This window comes from Niabella drilacis, assembly GCF_900101395.1.
GTDB lineage: Bacteria > Bacteroidota > Bacteroidia > Chitinophagales > Chitinophagaceae > Niabella > Niabella drilacis.
Map to the genome: position 1 here is coordinate 198,488 of NZ_FMZO01000006.1, position 20,054 is coordinate 218,541.

Genomic DNA, 20,054 nt, shown 5'->3' on the forward strand with positions numbered 1-20,054 from the left:
CTTTTTATAACAAGGTAGCTATGGGTGCCGGATCCATATCCGTATACTGTTTGTTTTCGCCGGCCATACCCCAGATGAATCCGTAATTGGAGGTACCGCAGCCGAAGTGCATGCTCCAGGGCGGAGAAATAACGGCTTCCTGGTTCTTCATAATGATGTGACGGGTTTGCTGTGGCTGGCCCATCATATGAAACAGGCGCTGTTCTTCCGGCAGATCAAAATAAAAATAGATCTCGGTTCTGCGGGTATGCGTATGCGGCGGAACGGAGTTCCACACACTTCCGGTTTCCAGCACTGTTAACCCCATTACCAGCTGGCAGCTCTGGATGCCCTCCTCATGAATATATTTATAAATTGTGCGTTTGTTGGACGTGGCAATATCACCCAATGTTACCGGTGCCGCCTGCTCCTTGGTATACTTGGTAGTGGGATAGTCCTGGTGTGCCGGCGCCGATAAGATGTAGAATACAGCCGGGTCTTTTTTCCCGCTGCTGCTGAAACTTACTTTTTTGGAACCGCGCCCGATATACAGGCAATCCAGTTTATCGAGGGAAAATTTCTGGCCATCAACGGTGATGGTCCCTTTACCGCCTACATTAATAACCCCCATTTCCCTGCGTTGCAGGAAAAAACCTGCCTTCAGCTCTTCTTCATTTTTCAGCGGCACAGCCTTTGTCACCGGCTTTACTCCCCCTACGATCAGGCGATCATAGAAACTATAAACCAACGTCAACCTGTCGGCCTTCATCAGGTCTTCTACCAGAAAACTTTCCCGCAGCTGTTCTGTGGTCATCCCTTTTGTTTCCTGCGGACTGTGTTCGTACCTTATTTCCATTACTGATTTTTAATTTGATATTTCTGATTTCTTGTTCCCTGTTCTACCGGCCCATCCAGCCTCCATCTACTGTAAGGATGGTCCCGTGCACATAACTGCCCGCTTCGGAGGCCAAAAAAACAGCGGGCCCGGCAAAATCTTCCGGTATTCCCCATCGGCCGGCCGGTATCCGGTCCAGGATCGACCTACTGCGGTCTGTATCTTCGCGCAAGGCCTGTGTATTATCGGTTGCGATATAACCCGGCGCAATACCGTTCACATTAACGCCTTTTGAAGCCCATTCATTCGCCAGGGCTTTTACCAGGCTGCTCAGCGCACCTTTACTGGCCGCGTAACCGGGCACATTGATCCCTCCCTGGAAGCTCAGCAGTGAGCAGGTAAAAATAATTTTCCCGGACCCTTTTTCAATCATATGCTTTCCAAACTCACGCGCCAGTATAAAAGGCGTATCGAGGTTTATCGTCAGTACATTATCCCAGTATTCGTCCGGGTGCTCTGCAGCCGGTTTGCGCATAATGGTGCCGGCATTGTTCACCAGTACGTCGATCCGCTCATTTTCAGCCAGTACCTGCTGTACAAATGTGTATACGCTACCCCGGTCTGCCGCATCCAGTTTATAATGTTTAAAATTGCGGCCCAATTGCTTTACCTCTGCTTCCACTCCGGACCCTGCCTCAACAGAACGGGCTGCCACGATAATATCGGCACCGGCCTTTGCCAGTCCAATGGCCATCCCCTTTCCGATTCCCTTATTCCCGCCCGTGATCAGGGCCGTTTTACCTGAAAGATCAAACATCTTAATGCTAATTGTTTATTATTGATCGTTTAGTGGTCCGGGGCATCCCCTGTTCACTATTGATTATTTGCTACTTTGCTCCAAATCCAAAATACTCATTTGCATTGTTGAAGCAAATATCCTGTATGAGCTTACCTACCCATCTGATGTCGGCGGGAAGTTCGCCATTTTCAATATCGTTTCCAAACAAATTACACAGTATTCTCCGGAAGTATTCGTGCCTGGGAAAAGAAAGAAAGCTTCTTGAATCTGTCAGCATGCCCACAAAACGGCTGATCAGCCCCATATTGGAAAGCGTATTCATCTGGTCGATCATTCCATCCTTCTGATCGAGGAACCACCAGCCCGAGCCCCATTGTACTTTTCCCACTGCCGTACCGTCGTTAAAATTGCCGGTCATCGTAGCAAAGAGTTCATTATCGGAAGGGTTCAGGTTGTACAGGATCGTTTTGGCCAGCCGGTCGTTCTTATCCAGTCCGTTCAGGAATTTGGAAAGGGCTCTTCCCTGGGAAAAATCCCCAATGGAATCCCAGCCTGTATCGGGACCTAGTTTTTCGAGCAGGCGGGCATTGTTATTCCGCAATGCGCCCAGATGGTATTGCTGTACCCACCCTTTTTCATGATCCCATTCCGCAAACCAAACCAGCATCGCCGAACGGAATTGCTCCTGCTCTTCTGCAGACAGGTGCTTTCCGGCCCGGATCTTATCAAAAGCAGCGCTGACGCCCGCTTCTGTATAATCGGCTGCATGAATATGCTCCAGCCCATGATCCGATACCGAGCAGCCCATTTCCGCAAAGAAATCATGCCGGCTCTTAAGCGCCCGGAGATAGGAATCCAGGTTCTTTACCTCCACATTGGAAGCAGCTTCGAGCCGGGCAACATACGCTGCAAAGATTTCCGGGGAGGATACATTCATGGCATTGTCCGGCCTGAAAGCGGGGTACACCGGTATTTCAAAGCCATCAGCTTTTATTGTCTGATGAAACTCCAGTGAGTCCGCGGGATCATCTGTGGTGCATACCACTTTTACATTCATTTTGCGCAACAGGTTCTTTACACTGAATGCGCTGCTGCTGATCATTGCTGAAGCAGTATCATACACCTGTTTGCCATTACCGGCATCCAGCGTTTCCCGGATATCAAAATAGCGCTGCAGCTCCAGGTGCGTCCAATGATACAGTGGATTGCGCATGGTGTAAGGAACGGTTTCCGCCCACTTCAGGAATTTATCTTCATCCGATGCGCTCCCCGTTATGAAGTCCTCATGGATCCCGTTGGTACGCATAGCCCGCCATTTATAATGATCGCCATACAGCCAGGCCTGTGTTATATTCCTGAACTGCGCATCCGCTGCGATCTGCTGGGGCGGAAGATGGCAATGGTAGTCAATGATCGGCATTTGCTTTGCGTAGTCATGATAAAGCTGCTCTGCCGTTTTCGTTTCCAGCAAAAAGTTATCGTCTAAAAACTGTTTCACGTTCTGATCGGTTAATCGTTAAAATAGTTATTCAAATCACGTCTGTTGTCATGCAATACACTGTTGTTACAACGACACGCCTCTTTTCCAGGGGATGAAATCATCCTGGTTCAACTGTACCGCCTTGGGTATCACTTCACCGCTGGCTGCTTTGATACAATATTCCAATATTTCTGCACCCATCTCTTCAATAGTCTTTTCACCGTCGATAATACCACCGGTATTGATGTCTATAATATCGCTCATCCGGTTGGCCAGGGACGTATTGGTGGCAAGCTTGATGGTGGGACAAACCGGGTTGCCGGTAGGAGTGCCCAACCCCGTTGTAAAAAGGATCAGGGTGGCGCCGGATGCTGCTTTACCTGTGGTGGCTTCCACATCATTCCCCGGCGTACATACCAGGCTCAGCCCCGGTTTGGTGGCAGGCTCGGTATAATCCAGCACATCAACCACGGGAGATGTTCCTCCTTTTTTTGCAGCCCCGGTGCTCTTGATGGCATCGGTGATCAGACCATCCTTGATATTTCCGGGGGAAGGGTTCATAAAAAAGCCGGAGCCCACGCTCAGCGCCTGGTCATTATAAGTCGTCATCAGGTGAATGAATTTCCGGGCGGCTGCTTCGTCAATGGTGCGGTCGATCAGCTGCTGCTCGGCACCGCACAGCTCGGGGAACTCGGCCAGCAACACCTTTGCCCCCAGGGCCGCCAGCAGATCGCTGGTATAACCTACGGCAGGATTGGCGCTGATACCGCTGAAACCATCGCTGCCACCGCATTTTACGCCCACCGTCAGCGCAGTAAGGGGTGCAGGGGCGCGCTCGATCTTATTGGCCTCGATGAGTCCTTCAAAAGTTTTCTTTATTGCATCGGCCACCAGTTGCTCTTCGCTTTGCGATTGCTGCTGTTCAAATACGAGGAGGGGCTTATCAAACGATGGGTTTCGCAGCTTAATATCCTCCAGCAGCTGTTTTGTCTGCAGGTTCTGACAACCGAGGCTCAGGATGGTGATCCCGGCCACATTGGGATGATCGGCATAGGCCGCCAGCAACTTACTTAATGTACCGGCATCCTGGCGCGTACCGCCACAGCCCCCCTGATGGTTCAGGAACTTGATACCGTCAACATTTTTAAAAAGCCGGTCCGTGCTGCTGCTTCCGCCGGAAGGCAGTGCATTCAGGCTCAGGTTTGAGATATCTTCGTTATTCTTAAAAGCAGCCACCAGGTGGTGCGCATATTTCTTGTACTTGTCGGTTACCGCATACCCCAGCTCATTGTGCAGGGCTTCGCGGATCACATCCAGGTTGCGGTTTTCGCAGAAAACGGTGGGCATGAACAGCCAGTAATTGGCGGTTCCCACCCGGCCATCGCTGCGATGATACCCGTTGAACGTACGATCTCTGAATTTTGAAACATCCGGAGCCGTCCATTGATATTGATACGGACGATATTCAAAAGGATCGGCTGCATGCTTCGTGTTGCCCGTGGTCATTAAACCGCCCCTGGGAATAAATTCCTGGGCTTTACCCACCAATACCCCATACATGATGATCTCATCACCCGTCTGAAGATCGTGTGTAAAAAACTTATGCTTTGCTGTAATATCATCCTGCAGTACAAAATCCTCGCCTCCGTAGTTAACCACCTGCCCTTTTTTCAGGTCTTTCAGGGCAACAATAACATTATCTTTCGGGTGCACTTTTAAAACGATCTCGGCCATTTTTTACTCCTTTATTATATTTTGTAAAGCGGCTTGTGCACCGCTTTCTGTTAAAAATTGCAATTGTTGTTTTACCTCCGCCGCAAAGCCGGGGATCAGGGTAAGATCTTCATTCCACAGGCTGCTATCGGCCAGCACCGCATCCACCAGTTTGTCTGTGGCAGGATACGCTTCCCATTTCCGGGCAAGAATGCCGGCCTTATCGTCATTGAGGACGTAGGTTTTGCCGTTAGCCGTACCCACATATTGCGCACCCTCCTTCCTGCTCTTCATAAAAAGCAGGTAGGCCGCAAACCCCAGGGCAATAGCAGCCGGGCCTTTGCTTTCGTTTCCGTAAAAGCCTTTGATCAGCGGTACATCTCTCATTAGCATTTTTGAGGTATAGGCAAAGCTGATGCTGAGCCATTTGTGATCTAAAAAGGGATTCTTAAACCGCTCGATCACCGAGTCTGCAAATTTGCAGGCCTCCTCGTAGGATATCTGGCTGCTTACAACCACCGTAGCCAGCTCGTCTTTGGAGAGCCGGGCAACAAAGGCCTCAAAGACCGGGTCGGCCATCGCTTCCTTTACGGTTTCAAAACCGGCTAAGCAGGCCAGCCCGCAGGAAAGCGTATGCGTACCGTTGAGTAACCGGAGTTTCAGCTCCCTGAAACGTTCAATATCCGGGGCGATCACCACACCGGGGTCAACCTGTGCAAAGGACAGCACCTGCTGTACTTTGGGATCAGCCGCTTCAATAGCCCAAAGCCGGAATACCTCACTCATGATCATCAGGTCATCCCGGTAGCCCAGCCATTCCCGGGTTTGCTCCAGGTCTTCCCCTGCCAGCCTGCCTGGCACAATCCGGTCAACGAGGGAACTGCAAAAATGATTGGCCTCACTGATCCAGCTGATAAACGCCGCATCCAGTTCATTTTGTTCCGCAAGGCGGGTGATGATCTCTTTCAGCTGCCGGCCATTGTCGATGATGAGCTCCGTAGGAATAATGACCAGGCCGCTTGCCGCTGTTCCGCCAAATGCCTTAAACCGTTCGTACAATACAGCAAGCAGCTTACCCGGGAAGGATGCGGGTGGCGTATCGGTAACCCGGTCGTTGCTCATTACGATCCCCATCTCTGTGGTATTGGAGATCACCACTTCCAGTTCAGGGCTCCGGGCTACTTCCAGGATCTGTTCCCACTGGCCTTTGGCCGACAGTACCCTGCTGATGGAACTGTTAACAATATATTCGTTCACCTGTTTGCCGTCTTCAATACCCCGTACACAGATGGTATACAAACCGTCCTGCGTATCAAAGGCGTCGGCACCGCCGGTATCTGTGGACTTTACTACCACTACCCGGCCATTAAAGGTATTTTGCTTATTCGCCTTATCAATAAAATAATCGGGCAGCCCTCTCAATAGTACCCCGGTGCCAAACTGTAATACTTTTTCAGGCAGCCCGAGCTGGATCTCTCCGGGAACCGATACTGCCGGATCTTTTTTAACGGATGTTAATATCGCCTTGGATAATTGCATTGCTGTTCTTATTTTTTCTGATTCGTTTTTGCCGTTCTTAATAGCCAGTTGACCCAGTCCTTTGCCGCCTGTACATTCTCATATTGCAGCGGTAGTTTTCTGCCATCCAGATATTCGTTGTAGATCCAGGGGTCGCCCAAAGCGAAAATAGCACCTTTCCCATACCGGGCAACGCCCATAACTGCTACATCGTTTGATTTTAACACCGGAAGGACATTTTTGTAAAGATTCAAAGAACTTATTTCTTTTAGATAAACATTTTTGGCATTTTTAAAAATTATATTACCCCGTGGTATGCCAACCCTTCCCGTCGCGTAATCATTGTTCTTTACCATGAGCAAATTATCCTTGTTAAACCGGATGCCAAAGCGCCCGGCAAGGATATTCAGGTGCTCAAGATCGCAGTTCCCCGCATCGTTTGCCAGCAGCGCCAGTACCCCCCCTTTTTTTACCCAGTCCGCAACCTGTGTGGCATCTTGTTCATTCATATAGTGGGGATGCGGCGTCTCTTTGTCTGTATCCGGATCCACAATGATATAAACCGCCGCATTTTTTAAATTACCGGCGGCCGGTGCTTCCGGAAGGGATTGCAGACGCGCACCCTGCTGCTCAAACAGGCCGCCCAGGAAGGAATACCCACCGTTTGAGCGATCGTTCCAGGTATAATGCCAGCGCTCTTCCTGCCCGCCGGCCCCTTTTTTCCACTCGTTGTTAAAGTAATTATCCAGCAATACCGTTTTTCCGGCGCCCGGGGCCAGGTTGGGTATCATTTCGATCTCGTTCGCTGCCAATATGAATGCGCCCATTCCTTTGGGATCATTCTGCACCACTTTTTCCTGCATATAATAGCCAAAACTCCCATCCCGGTAAGGTTTACCTCCCAGACCCGATACAGAAACGGTGCCCTCCAGGTTGGTAAAACCATTGCTTTGTGTGAGCTTATTGCGCACCAGGCCGTCAAACGCTTTTTTTGCATTTGCCTGGTATGCGCGGGCTATATACCCCCTGCGGGCGCCTTTGGCCAGCGTATAGGCCAGCATGGCCGTGGCGGAAGACTCAGTATAGTTCGGCTTCCGTTGCGGAAGGTCTGCAATATCGTACCACATACCCGTTGCCGCATCCTGTACTTTTACGACGGCCGCCGCCAGCCGGTTCAGGATCGCGATCAGTTCCTTTTTGCCGGGATGCTGATCCGGAAAATAGTCCAGCGCATCTACGAGTGCCATTCCGTACCAACCCAATGCACGCGCCCAGAAATGCGGAGAAACCCCGGTCCGTTTATGAGCCCATCGCTCCTGCCGCGCTTCATCATACCCATGATAGAGCAACCCGGTTGCAGGATCACGGGCTTTTTTTTCCATCAGCATAAACTGCCGGGTCACATCATTAAAAATAGTGTCCTCTCCAAACACCTGCGCGTACTCCGCATAAAAAGGCTGTCCCATGTACAGGCCATCGAGCCACATTTGGTAAGGATACACTTTTTTATGCCAAAACCCACCCTTCTGAGTGCGAGGGTGGGTGCGTAATTGTTCCCTTAATCTTAGTGCCGCTTTTTTATATTTCTCTTTCCCGGTTACCCGAAAAAGCGTCAATAGCAGTTTACCATTGTTTAAATGATCTATGTTATAGCTGCCGGGATCATAATCCTTAATACGTCCATCGTCGCCTACCCAATAATCCATACAATGCTGTATGTAACGAAACCATTGCGGATCACCGGTGGCCAGCCATATACCTTCTATTCCCTTTAAGATCACCCCCTGCTCATAGCTCCACCGGGCCGGTTTACCGGGCACTGCGGAAAAGGAATCCGGCCAGAGATGCATAGCCGTCAGCGCCATCCTTTGCGAGTAAGGCTGGACCTGGGCATTCAGCTGAAGGCTGATCAGCACCAAAACAAAAAATAAGCTGTTCTTTATCATCCGGCAATCCTGTTTATATTGAATATGGCCTCGCAGGAGCGCCAAGTTAAGTCTAATTCAGGCTGCGTAAAAGCGATTCTGAGTTTTTATTTACGCAAACGTTATCAATGCATCATAACGGTGGCCCCCGGTAAACCAGGTAACCGGCCCAAGCCGCCCCGGTCAGTAAAACCGGCATCTGCCGGCCCGCCAAATACGATACGCTGCCGCCATCAAAAGCAGCAGGGAGCACAGCCGGCCGGCTCGCCCGCTCTCTTTATGTAAAGCAATATTCCTTACGCCATCGTTATCAAGGTCCATAAAAGAACGGAGGCGAAACCCGTTTGGGGATCCGCCTCCGTTGTATACAGAATTATGTAAAAGTCTACCAGTCTTGCTTGGCCACACCTGCTTTAATAGCGGCCAATGCCTTCTCCTCTCCTAAAAGAGACGTTAATTTGTTGCCTTTTCCGTCATGTCCTTTTGCAATATAGCCGCCTTTTGCTGTACGGGAGATTACAGCATCCTGGATCGGTACATTCTTTTCTTTTGTTTTCACATTGTAAGCGGTAAGAGTTGCATCTGCCATAATGAATAATTTTTGATTTGAAAGCCTGAAATTAAGGGTTTTTATCTAAACAGGCTCCTAAATATGTTGCCGGATGCCGCTTTTATAACTAATATATTAGTTATATTTACAGAAATATTCTTTATAACAAACCAGGATTATGTTTAAAAAGCTCATTATCACATTACTAAGCCTAAACACAATGCTCCTTTGTGCGCAGGGAGGGTATGATCCGCTGCAAGTGCTAACATTTTGCAAAAACCAGGATTATGAGCAGGCATTGCGCTATCTCAATACCGCACCGGCCCCTGAAAACGAGCAATACCTGTTTGACCTGGGTTATGTTTACTACCTGAACGACCAGTTTACCGAAGCAGAAGCCGCATTCGCAAAACTCTACCAAAAGAACCCGCAATTGCCGGCGCCCCAGGTTTACCTGGCGCAACTTTCCAATATAAAAGGCGATGAGCACAGTGCACTGTCCTATTATCAAAATCTTATCCGCTTACTTCCGGAGCAATACAAATACTGGCACGCTGCGGCCATTATGTGGTCGAGGCTCAAACAGCCCGATTCGGCGATCGCCTATATTCAGAAAAGCTATGCCCTAAAACCACAGTCAGGCAAAGTGGTTTATGACTATGCCAACTACCTGGACAATGCAAAACGGAAAAAGGAAGCAGAAGCCATTGTTGACCGTTTTTTGCAACAGGATACCAGCTACCTGCCGGTCATGGGCAAGAAGATCAATCTTTGTTTTAGTGCCGGACGCTATACCGAGGTTATAGCCTGGGGCGAGCGGCTGCGCAGTCATGATCCGTCGCCGGATCATCGTCCCTCGGTTTACATCAATCTTCTTTTCAGCTACCTGAACCTTAAGCAGCCGGACAGCGTACTGGGCCTTTACAACTGGATGGAGCTGCAGGGTATCTCGGGTGAAGCCGCCGCCTATGGGGCCGCCCTTGCCTACTCTATGAAAAAGAATTACGTCATCAGCGACTCACTGCTCTCGGAATGCATCGCGTTCAATATCCAGGATATGGCCGCCACCTACTTCCGGGCAAAGGCAGATAATGCCCTGGCAGTTAAAAATTATAACCAGGCCGTTGCCCTATATGACACTTCGTATTATATTTTTAAAGAGCCGATCGACCTGTTCCAGGCTGGCCGGGTATTGGACAACCAGTTGCAAAACAGGGCAAGGGCCACCGACTACTACAGGCGGTTCCTACGCGCCCGGCCGGTACCCAAAACCAATGACGAAGAAAACATCACCCGGTACATTAAAGCATTCCTGAACCCTCAAAAAAAATAACGGGATCCCTGCAAAAGCGGCTATCTTTAGTAAAAATTTTTATCTATGAGAAAAATAGCCCTGATCCTCCTGAGTATGACCCTGTTCGCGTCCTGCAACACCAACCAGAAACAGGCAGTTGAATATAACAACAACCTGGTAATGGTTCAAAAAGAGCTGGCCGCCAAAATAAACCAGACAGAGCAGCAAATTGCTGCAGCTGCCGACAGCAGCAGCTCGGGTGCAGCATTAACAGCAGCGCTGCAGGCTATCGAAGCAGAGCAAAAGAAGCTGGATGCACTCCAATTCAACGGCGACGATTTTGGCATGAAAGCAGCGCTTTCCAAAGCATTTGCCTTTATGAAAAGGACCTACTCGGGAGACTATCATAAGATCCTTTCTTTAAAGTTTGGCCAGGATCCGGAAGCCGGTCAAAAAATAGCCGAGGCCGTAAAGGCCATCCAACAGGAAGGTGTGGCGCTTGACAGGAAATTCCTGGATGCGCAGCAGCAATTTGCCAAGAAGCATAATATCCGGTTATTGCAGCAGTAAGGCTAAACGCCTATCACCCGCAATGCGCCGGGCGTTTACGGATACCATTATTATTGCCCTGGTAATAACCGGCAACTGCAGGACTGCATAACCGGATCCTTATCATTATTTTGCAAAACGGCAGGAACTGCGGTAACCAGTGATGGATACCTGCCGGGAATACGCAGCGGAAACCAGCCAGCCCGGAACGCTTACGAAAAAGGCCGTCCGGGAAAGGCAGGAGCAGGCCGTCTGCTCCGGGCTGAAGATGCTGCTCCGGGGCCGCTTATGAAACAACGCCTTAGCAATCTTTCCGCCTGGGCACAGGCGCCTTATGAAATCCTGCCATGCCCCCCTGTAGCTGCCGCCGCCCTTCGCACCAGAAATATTTTCTTAGGGATACCCCAGGCCTGATAAAAGCAGCAGATCTTCCGGACAACAAAAAGCCGGTAAAAAAACTATTACAATTACGTAAATCTACGATATATTCGTATAATTGCGAAAAATTAATACATTATGACCCGGAACATACATCTTCATCCCTGCATTTATATTCTTTTGCTGATCGGGGTTCACACATCCGCTACGGCACAGATAACGCTGCGCACGAACACCGCACACACGGTTAAAAACCCACAGCCTGTTATGGGCAGCGTGCTGTACGACTTTAACTATGTGAAAGACACCAGCCGTCGTGATTATATTTATACCGAAACATTCGAACTGGATTATGCAAAAACCAGCAGTTACTTTACGAGTTATACCGCCAAACAAAATGATACGCTTATGAAAAACCAGATGGCAATGGCTTTTAAAAATGCGCCCGATCCCGATCATGTAGAAATAACACTTACCGGAAGTGCCGCAACATCAACTGATAAGTTCTATACCGAGAGGCATCCGCAATCCCGGGTTTACGCTATCAAGATGCTGGTGGGTGCTTCTTTTATCATTCCCGATGCCGGCACGCCCACCAACTGGAAGATCATCGACTCAACCAAAACCATCCAGGGCTATGTATGCCAGAAAGCGACAGGCAGCAGCTATGGCCGGCACTATACGGCCTGGTTCTGTACCGATCTTCCCTACCGTTTTGGTCCGCGGAGATTAAACGGGCTGCCCGGTCTTATCCTGGAAGCATATGATGACCGGATGGAAGTGGTCTATCGCCTGAACCGTGTTGAGAACCTTACTACAGGACGGACACCGATCGGGCTGCCCGCCGATGCAGAAATGACCACCAATGCGGCTTTTGCCCGGGCCGAAGAGGCCTTTAAACGGAACCCCCAGGGTTTTATAGATGCCCGCAGCAGCCGGGCCACCACCGGCCGGGCCACCGGCATTACCGGCAGTTTCGACGTCTCCAAGATCAAAAGCATAAATGTAAAGAAGACCTCAACAGAGCCGAAAGGCATTAAGGCCAACAACCCGATTGACCTCGTAACCGATTCCTTATAAATGGTCCGCCGTTGTATGAACAGGGTCCTGCTGCTCCTGCTGTACTGGATCCCGGCCTTTGCCGCATCCGGGCAAACAGCCAGAGAATTATCGGGCACTGTCAGGGATACCCTGGGTAACGCGGTACCCGGCGCCACCGTAACGCTGATCCGGCTAAAAGATCAGGCCGGGTTATTATTCACAACCGCTAACGCTTCGGGTACGTATATCCTCCAGCTATTACCGGAGTATTTAAAAGATTCGCTTGCAGTGAAGGTTACTGCCGCGGGCTTTCTGAAGAACCAGCAGCATACAGGTCCGCATACTGCGGTCATCGATTTTACGATGCAGCCAGCGGAAGCCAGCCTGCTCCCCAATGTAACGGTGAGCAATCAGGCAGCCCTCGTTCAAAAAGGAGATACACTCAGCTATGATGCTGCCCATTTTACCGAAAAATCCGATCGCAGGCTGGGCGATATTATCAAGAAACTTCCGGGGGTGGAAATGGATGAGAGCGGTGTGATCAAATACAAAGGGAAAATGATCAATAAATTTTACATCGAGGGAGATAACCTGCTGGATGACCGCTATACCATCGCAACAGATAATATCAATGTGGCTGATGTGGACAAAGTGCAGATCATTGAGCACAACCAGGACGTTAAAATGCTCAATGGCATTGTGCCTTCAGACAGGGCCGGGGTGAACATCATCCTGAAGAACCGGAGCAAACTCAAACTGATCAATAATGCTGAGCTAACGGGCGCCCTGCCCAAAGCCTATGCTGCAGAGGGTAAGAGTATGGCATTTAAGCCAAAATTTAAAGCCATCAATGAAATAAAGCTTAATGACATAGGCGTTACGTATACAAGAGAGTCCGGGATCTCCGGGTTACAGACACCCGGAGCGATTGATGCGGCAAGAGCGCTTTTCAATAACAGTAAGATGGTGAACATCAATAACCTCTATAAACTAAACCCTCATACCGGCATCAAACTAAACGGGTTTTATATAAAGGACCATCAGCAAACCAGCAATATGTTCCGGACCCGCTATTATTTGCCGGGCCGGGACAGCGTTGCCTATACCGAGCAAAATCAGAACCAGCTTGAAACCGGCGCGCTTTACCTGGATTTGAATTACACCGTAAACAGCCCGAAAGCGTACTTCAACACCACCGGTGCCTTAAACCACAGCCGGAATACGGGCAACATGATCACCCGCACCCCAAACAGGATTGCAGAAGCCAGCCAGTATACCACTACGGATTTCAGCCATGCGATCAGCGGCTATCTTATGATCCGCAAAAAACACCTGCTGAGCTATCGCAATGCATTTAACTATACCGAAAATCCACAGCAGGCTCAGTTTGAGCCCGGGGCATTGCCAGACCTGCTCAACAACCGCCTTTCATACCTGCAAACCCTTCAGTACCGCCGGTTACAGTATTTTAATAACGGAACGGTATTGGGCTATAACAAGGTATTGGCCAACTGGACACTGGGTTTCAATGCCGGTATTAACCTTCAGCAACACCAATTGGATTCCCGCGTTGCACTATTGCAAAACGACAGCTCGCATACGGTTCCACCCGGGTTTGGCAACGCGCTTTACTGGAAAAAAAACGAACTCTTTGCCGGGGCTTCGCTTACCTATAACGGAGACAGGATCCACCTGACCCTAAGTGCGCCGGCCAAATGGCAGCACTACCAGTATACCAACGACTCGCTGACGGCCAATAAGGACCGGGGAAGCCGTTTCACCCATGAGCCATCCGTCAACTGGGAATACCGGGTCGGCCGGGAGCACAGCCTGTTTCTTGATTACCGCTTAGATTATAAAACAGCCGGCATTCAACAGGTATATGGCGGCCCGATCATCTCCGGCTACCGCAATTTTGCATCTTATGAAACGCCTTTTCTCATGAGCCGCAACCATAACATTCGTGCGGGGTTCGGGTATAAAAGAGTGATCAAATTGCTGTTTGCAGATTTCGACGTACAATATGCTGCAACAAAAAACTTTTTTATGTACAGCACGCTGATACGGGATAACCTGACGGTGGTAAAGGCACTCCCCATCATTAATAACAGCGAAACCGGGGGTACCTCCATACGGGTAGGAAAATATATTTTTTCGTTGAACACTACCCTTGTTTTAAGCGGGGCCCTGAATACCTCGAAGTCGCAACAATTGCAAAATGAGCAATTATTTGATACACGCTCTCTTACAAAAAGCGCCGGTATTTCAATTACGCCCACTGTTTTAAAATGGCTTAAGCTGGACCTGTCTTCCAGCTACCTGCAATACCACACCTGGTCCGGCCAGGCAAACTTTCAGCTGCAACAGCTCCGCCAATGGAAACAACAGTCCGGCGTTACTATTTACCCGTCAAAAGGGCTGAGCTTTAATTTCACCAACCAATATTATCATTTTGTACAAAAGGGGAATCCGGTCACCTCCAGTTTGTTTATGGATGTTTACGCACAATATAATTTTGATAAAACAAAATTACTGCTCCGCTTAAGCTGCACCAATATCGCGGGTACGGCTTATTTTGAAACCCTCCGTATCAGCGACAATGTGGTATATACAGCCTCTTATGCCCTTCGTCCGCGCATGCTCCGCTTATGGGCCGCTTTCGACTTTTAAGTTCCGCCCCTCTCCAAAAGACGAGCCGGCCATTTTTCAGCATCCTGTATTTCGGTTATGGATGGCCCAAAAAAGAGGCGGTCTTCCAACCGCCTCTTTCATAACTTTATCTATACCTTAAATATCCAGTTTTGCATATTTGGCATTGCTTTCTATAAACTCGCGACGCGGAGCTACCTCATCACCCATCAGCATACTGAAAACACGATCCGCCTCCGCAGCGCTTTCGATCGTTACCTGTTTCAGGGTCCTGCGGTCGGGATCCATGGTGGTTTCCCACAGCTGTTCGGCATTCATTTCTCCCAACCCCTTATACCGCTGGATGTTTACGGAGTCTTCCCTGCCCGCACCCAGGCGTTCTACCAATGCTTTCCGCTGATCTTCATTATAGGCGTAAGCAGACTCTTTTCCTTTTTTAACGAGGTACAACGGTGGCTGTGCCAGGTATACATAGCCCTGCTCCACAAGTTCTTTCATATACCGGTATACAAAAGTGAGGATCAATGTAGCAATGTGGCTTCCATCCACATCGGCATCCGTCATGATGATCAGTTTGTGATACCGGAGCTTTACCAGGTTCAGCGCCTTAGGATCTTCCGGGGTCCCCACGGTTACGCCAAGCGCTGTATAGATATTCCGGATCTCCTCGTTTTCATAGATCTTATGCTCCATGGCTTTTTCCACGTTCAGGATCTTACCTCTTAAGGGCAGTATAGCCTGAAATCCCCGGTCGCGGCCCTGTTTGGCCGTACCACCTGCGGAGTCTCCTTCCACCAGGTACAACTCACAACGTTCCGGGTCCCGGTCAGAGCAATCTGCCAGCTTACCCGGCAGCCCGCCGCCGCTCAGCACTGTTTTCCGCTGTACAAGATCGCGGGCTTTGCGTGCGGCAATGCGGGCCTGTGCAGCCAGTATTACCTTGCTGATGATATTCTTCGCATCCTTGGGGTTTTCTTCAAGGTAGGTCTGTAATACCCGCGCCACAGTGGTCTGCACCACCCCGCTCACCTCACTGTTTCCCAGCTTCGTCTTCGTTTGCCCTTCAAACTGAGGCTCCGGAACCTTTACGGAAATGATGGCACTTAATCCTTCCCTGAAATCATCTCCATCAATGGTCACTTTTGCTTTTTCAAACAGGCCCTCTTTATCGCCGTAGGTCTTAAAAATACGGGTAAGCGCCTGGCGGAACCCGGTAACATGCGTACCGCCCTCAATGGTATTGATATTATTTACGTAGGAAAAAATATGCTCATTGAACGAATCATTATAGGTCAATGCCACTTCCACCGCCACATGGGTATTCTCATCAAGTCCTTCCACATACAGCACTTTCGGGATCAGCGGGGTTCGTCCCCCGTTCTTATCCAGCATTTCCACAAATTCCGTAATACCGCCCTCACTGTAAAACACTTTTGTAACATCCTTCCCTTCTTCATCCTTCTCCCTTTTGTCGATAAGGGTGATGCTGATCTTCTTATTCAGGAATGACAGTTCGCGCAGGCGGCCTTCCAGTATATCGCGCTTGTATTCGGTTGTGGTGAAAATAGTAGTATCCGGCCAAAAATGCTGGATGGTACCATGTTTATCTGTAGTACCTATTTCCCGCACCGGGTAATCCGGCACACCAATATGGTACTCCTGCTCAAATATTTTTCCCTCGCGATGTACGATGGAGTGCATTTTTGTACTCAGCGCATTCACACAACTTACCCCTACCCCATGCAAACCACCGGATACTTTATAAGTATTCTTATCAAATTTACCCCCTGCGTGCAATATGGTCATCGCCACCTGCAAAGCGCTTACCCCCTGTTTTTGATTAATGCCCGTGGGAATACCGCGACCGTCATCCTCAACAGAAATGGAATTGTCTCCATGGATCGTTACAACAATATTTTTACAGTAGCCTGCCAGCGCCTCATCTATGGAGTTATCCACCACCTCGTAAACCAGGTGGTGCAGCCCTTTTACACCGATATCACCGATATACATGGCCGGACGTTTCCGCACCGCTTCCAACCCCTCTAAAACCTGTATACTGTCTGCTCCATATGCCGGGGAGGCCGTGGCTTCAACATCCTTTAGTTCTTCACTCATATAGTATTGAAATTTTTAATATATGTTCCTTCCGTAGTCTACAAATTTACGAAAAAATACCCGTTTCCAGGGCATTATTTGCCCCAAATGTGTATAACTGCAAAAAGCACTTAAAGCAGCGCCCCTGTTGCATTTCAGGCAACTTTTGGGCGCTGTGGACGTTTGACTGCAGCCGTTTGAAGGACCGGTGACCGGCGGAGGAATGAAGAATGGTCAATAATGCCCCGATGGTGTTTCCTTAAGAGAGGGCGTCTGGTTTATCGCCATTATCGGAACCCGCTCAGATCCGTGATGTTGCCCAGGGCTTATTGCTCAAAAAGAATTGAAAACTTTTTTACCCCGCCCCGGAAAAGCATGCACTTTAAACCGGCGGTTCATTGAATAAAACCCTTGCGGGGTGAGCGATAAAAAACAGCAGGACAAAAGGAGCTTTTCAGATAATGTCTGTTCCAGGCAAACAGGCAGCCCGCATGCAAAACGGCAATTTACTGTGCCTCTGCATAGCGTTTAAAATTGTTCAGGATGGATTGCCAGCCGGCCTGCTGCATTTCAACAGGGTTTGTTGTTTCGGCATCAAATGTTTCGGTAACAGCAGTGCTGCTGCCATCTCCGGAAAAAAGGACCTGCACCTGCCGTCCGTCATCCATGGTATAACGGATCAGCTCATGCTGCTTCACTTCATCATACACTCCTCCAAAATCGAATCCCATGCTACCGTCCCGCGCTTCCATCCTTGATGAAAAACGGCCACCTGCCCGCAGGTCATTTTCAGCACGGGGCGTATGCCAGTCATCCGATGCGCTGTTCCATTTTTTTATATGTTCCGGACCGGTCCAGCATTCCCATACTTTTTCTACCGGCGCATTGATCGTTGCTGCTATTGTAACTTTTGTTGTTTCCATAATGCTTTTTTTTATGATTTTTTGAAGATACCTATTTATAACGGTACAAAAAACGGTGGCTTTAGCCAACGCTGTACAGCAATTTTTCGCGGGTAGCCTGCCCTGTTGCCATCCTGCTCAGCTTATGATAGTAATGGTAAGACGCAGCCAGCAGACCCAACATGATCACAGGAAACAATGTCTGCCCGCCAAAACCATCCACCACCGTATGCGAAATGGCGGCACTGATAAAGTTAAAGGTAAAACCGGCATAGGCCCATTCTTTGATACGTCCTTTTACAAAAGGCAATGCCAGCAGCAATGCGCCTGTAACTTTAAACACCGTCAGCAATACCCTGAAATAGTCGGGATAGCCCAGGTGGCTGATGCCTTGCTTAGCCAGCTCCGTATGGGAAGTAAGCGCAGGCATCACACCGTCCAATAATACGATCAGCCCGGTAAATGTCCAGTAGAGGATCTTTGTCTTTTTCATTTTTATCGTTTTTAATTGTTTAAGATCTGTTGCAATCACGATGCAAACATAGCATCGTGTTTAAAGAGATCTGCTGTGTAAAAACGACATTTAAAAAGGCAGTTTGCGACAGGGGAATTTGAGAATGTGAAAATGTGGGAATATATCGAGCATGAAGCCAGATCCAACGTTGAACTTTGAACCATTGGCGTCCAGGGAATATACGAAAGCCCTTGCTGGAACTGAGTTTCAGGCTTAGGAGCCGTAAAAGCTAAAAATGAGCTAAAACTCAATATAGATAAGGGTTTGAGACAACCGGATAATTTTTTAACCGGACACCAATGACTTTGAACTCTAAACCCAAACAAGCCCTCCAGGCATGTAAACGGCATTAACCAGAAACCTCAACGGTCTCCGGCGTTTAGCGCTTTACGATCTGTGCCACCAGGTCGGCCTCAGTGGCCACCTTGCCTCCCACGTATACTGTTCCGCGCATTTCGCAGATACCCCGGCGGATGGGGGCCGTAAGCTCCATTTTCAGGATCATGGTATCGCCCGGGCGCACCATCTGCTTAAATTTACAGTTGTCTATTTTGAGGAAATAAGTATCGTACTGTCCCTCGCCGGCAAGATTGATGGCAAGGATCCCGCCACATTGCGCCAGGGCCTCAATCTGCAATACGCCAGGCATTACCGGGTTTTGAGGAAAATGCCCCTGGAAGAACCATTCGTTAAAGGTCACGTTCTTAACCCCTACAATGCGCTCATCGGTAAGCTCAATGATCTTATCCACCAACAGGAAGGGGAAACGGTGAGGCAGCGTTTTTTCAATATACTGGAGGTCATATACCGGGGGTACACTCGCATCATAATGCGGCACACCTTTCAGGTGCTTATTGGCCTTGATATGTTTTTTGATGAGGCGGGCAAACTCTACATTGGAGCTGTGTCCCGGCCGGTTGGCGATCACCCGCCCCTTTACAGGATAGCCGATCAGCGCCAGGTCGCCCACAATATCCAGCAATTTATGCCGTGCGGGTTCATTGGGGAAACGCAGTTCCAGGTTATTCAAATAGCCCTCGCTTTTTACTTCTATATCATCCTTATTGAATATCTTTTTCAGGCGGCCCAATTCCTCATCCCCGATGGGCTTATCCACCACCACGATCGCGTTGTTTACATCCCCGCCTTTGATCAGGTTATGCTGAAGCAACATTTCCAGCTCATGCAAAAAGCAAAAAGTGCGGGAGCTGGAGACCTTTTCTTTAAAGTTCCGCATCGTCTTCAGTTCGGCATGCTGCGTTCCCAGTACCGGTGAATTAAAATCGATCAGGGTCGTGATCTGGTATTCGCGCGCCGGCATGATCACCATTTCCACGCGCTTTTCCTCATCGGTAAGGTACAGATTTTCATCGATGGAGTACCAGAGCTTTGCTGCATCCTGCTCTTCGATCCCGGCCTCTTCAATAATTTCGATAAACGCCATTGCACTACCATCCTTGATGGGCACTTCCGGTCCGTTGATCTCGATGAGCACATTGTCGATCCCCATTCCTACGAGGGCAGCCAGCAGGTGCTCCACGGTACTTACCTTGGCTCCGTTGGTCTCCAGCGTGGTACCCCGGCTGGTGTCGGTAACCAGGTCACAATCGGCTTTGATGACCGGTTTGTTTGGCAAATCAACCCGTTGAAACTGAATACCAAAACCCGCATTTGCCGGTTTCAGTGTAACATCCGCCAGCACACCGGTATGCAAACCGGTTCCGCTGATGCTAACGGGTTGTTTCAGTGTATGTTGTTTGTCGGGGTTGAATTGATTATCCATGTAAGTAATTTGTGGGCGCAAATATATTTATAAAATCAATGGGCCGCA

The 20,054-nt window shown here is 49.3% G+C and carries 15 protein-coding genes; 4 read left to right on the forward strand and 11 right to left on the reverse strand.

Annotation, left to right across the window (positions count from 1 at the left end; genetic code table 11):
- Positions 1–4: 4 nt before the first annotated feature.
- The 7 genes from kduI to BLS44_RS12865 all read right to left on the reverse strand — a co-directional run bounded on the left by kduI (position 5) and on the right by BLS44_RS12865 (position 8,838).
- The gene (kduI, locus tag BLS44_RS12835; RefSeq protein WP_090390480.1) at positions 5–835 is read right to left on the reverse strand and encodes a 5-dehydro-4-deoxy-D-glucuronate isomerase; all 831 of its coding nucleotides are present in this window, start codon (positions 833–835) and stop codon (positions 5–7) included.
- A 43-nt stretch (positions 836–878) separates the two neighbouring features.
- On the reverse strand, positions 879–1,631 hold the full coding sequence (locus tag BLS44_RS12840; RefSeq protein WP_090390481.1) for an SDR family NAD(P)-dependent oxidoreductase: 753 nt from the start codon (positions 1,629–1,631) through the stop codon (positions 879–881).
- A gap of 70 nt (positions 1,632–1,701) precedes the next feature.
- Positions 1,702–3,111 carry a glucuronate isomerase gene (gene uxaC / locus BLS44_RS12845; protein WP_090390482.1) on the reverse strand — a complete coding sequence of 470 codons (1,410 nt, stop codon included), beginning with the start codon at positions 3,109–3,111 and terminating at the stop codon, positions 1,702–1,704.
- Between the two features lie 66 nt (positions 3,112–3,177).
- Positions 3,178–4,827 (reverse strand): UxaA family hydrolase, encoded by a 1,650-nt coding sequence (locus BLS44_RS12850; protein WP_090390483.1) that lies wholly within the window; start codon positions 4,825–4,827, stop codon positions 3,178–3,180.
- Positions 4,828–4,830: 3 nt separating this feature from the next.
- Entirely contained in the window at positions 4,831–6,345 is a 1,515-nt protein-coding gene (locus BLS44_RS12855; RefSeq protein ID WP_090390484.1) for a tagaturonate reductase, read from the reverse strand.
- A gap of 8 nt (positions 6,346–6,353) precedes the next feature.
- Positions 6,354–8,270, reverse strand: a complete 1,917-nt coding sequence (locus tag BLS44_RS12860) for a glycoside hydrolase family 88 protein (RefSeq protein WP_090390485.1) — start codon at positions 8,268–8,270, stop codon at positions 6,354–6,356.
- 364 nt (positions 8,271–8,634) lie between these two features.
- On the reverse strand, positions 8,635–8,838 hold the full coding sequence (locus tag BLS44_RS12865) for a hypothetical protein (protein WP_090390486.1): 204 nt from the start codon (positions 8,836–8,838) through the stop codon (positions 8,635–8,637).
- Positions 8,839–8,977: 139 nt separating this feature from the next.
- Here BLS44_RS12865 and BLS44_RS12870 point away from each other — a divergent pair, with 139 nt between their 5' ends.
- The 4 genes from BLS44_RS12870 to BLS44_RS12885 all read left to right on the forward strand — a co-directional run bounded on the left by BLS44_RS12870 (position 8,978) and on the right by BLS44_RS12885 (position 14,731).
- Entirely contained in the window at positions 8,978–10,132 is a 1,155-nt protein-coding gene (locus BLS44_RS12870; RefSeq protein WP_090390487.1) for a tetratricopeptide repeat protein, read from the forward strand.
- A 45-nt stretch (positions 10,133–10,177) separates the two neighbouring features.
- Positions 10,178–10,663: an LIC11966 family surface protein gene (locus tag BLS44_RS12875; RefSeq protein WP_090390488.1), complete on the forward strand. Its 486-nt coding sequence runs from the start codon at positions 10,178–10,180 to the stop codon at positions 10,661–10,663.
- A gap of 495 nt (positions 10,664–11,158) precedes the next feature.
- Positions 11,159–12,100 carry a GLPGLI family protein gene (locus BLS44_RS12880; protein WP_090390489.1) on the forward strand — a complete coding sequence of 314 codons (942 nt, stop codon included), beginning with the start codon at positions 11,159–11,161 and terminating at the stop codon, positions 12,098–12,100.
- A gap of 15 nt (positions 12,101–12,115) precedes the next feature.
- Positions 12,116–14,731 (forward strand): carboxypeptidase-like regulatory domain-containing protein, encoded by a 2,616-nt coding sequence (locus BLS44_RS12885; RefSeq protein ID WP_090390490.1) that lies wholly within the window; start codon positions 12,116–12,118, stop codon positions 14,729–14,731.
- A 117-nt stretch (positions 14,732–14,848) separates the two neighbouring features.
- Here BLS44_RS12885 and gyrB read toward each other — a convergent pair whose 3' ends face one another.
- The 4 genes from gyrB to BLS44_RS12905 form a co-directional block, all read right to left on the reverse strand.
- Complete coding sequence (gene gyrB / locus BLS44_RS12890) at positions 14,849–16,828, reverse strand: DNA topoisomerase (ATP-hydrolyzing) subunit B (RefSeq protein WP_090390491.1); 1,980 nt, start codon at positions 16,826–16,828, stop codon at positions 14,849–14,851.
- A 485-nt stretch (positions 16,829–17,313) separates the two neighbouring features.
- Positions 17,314–17,730 carry an SRPBCC family protein gene (locus tag BLS44_RS12895; protein ID WP_090390617.1) on the reverse strand — a complete coding sequence of 139 codons (417 nt, stop codon included), beginning with the start codon at positions 17,728–17,730 and terminating at the stop codon, positions 17,314–17,316.
- A 61-nt stretch (positions 17,731–17,791) separates the two neighbouring features.
- The gene (locus tag BLS44_RS12900; RefSeq protein WP_090390618.1) at positions 17,792–18,202 is read right to left on the reverse strand and encodes a DoxX family protein; all 411 of its coding nucleotides are present in this window, start codon (positions 18,200–18,202) and stop codon (positions 17,792–17,794) included.
- Positions 18,203–18,602: 400 nt separating this feature from the next.
- On the reverse strand, positions 18,603–20,006 hold the full coding sequence (locus BLS44_RS12905) for a bifunctional UDP-3-O-[3-hydroxymyristoyl] N-acetylglucosamine deacetylase/3-hydroxyacyl-ACP dehydratase (RefSeq protein WP_090390492.1): 1,404 nt from the start codon (positions 20,004–20,006) through the stop codon (positions 18,603–18,605).
- Positions 20,007–20,054: the final 48 nt, after the last annotated feature.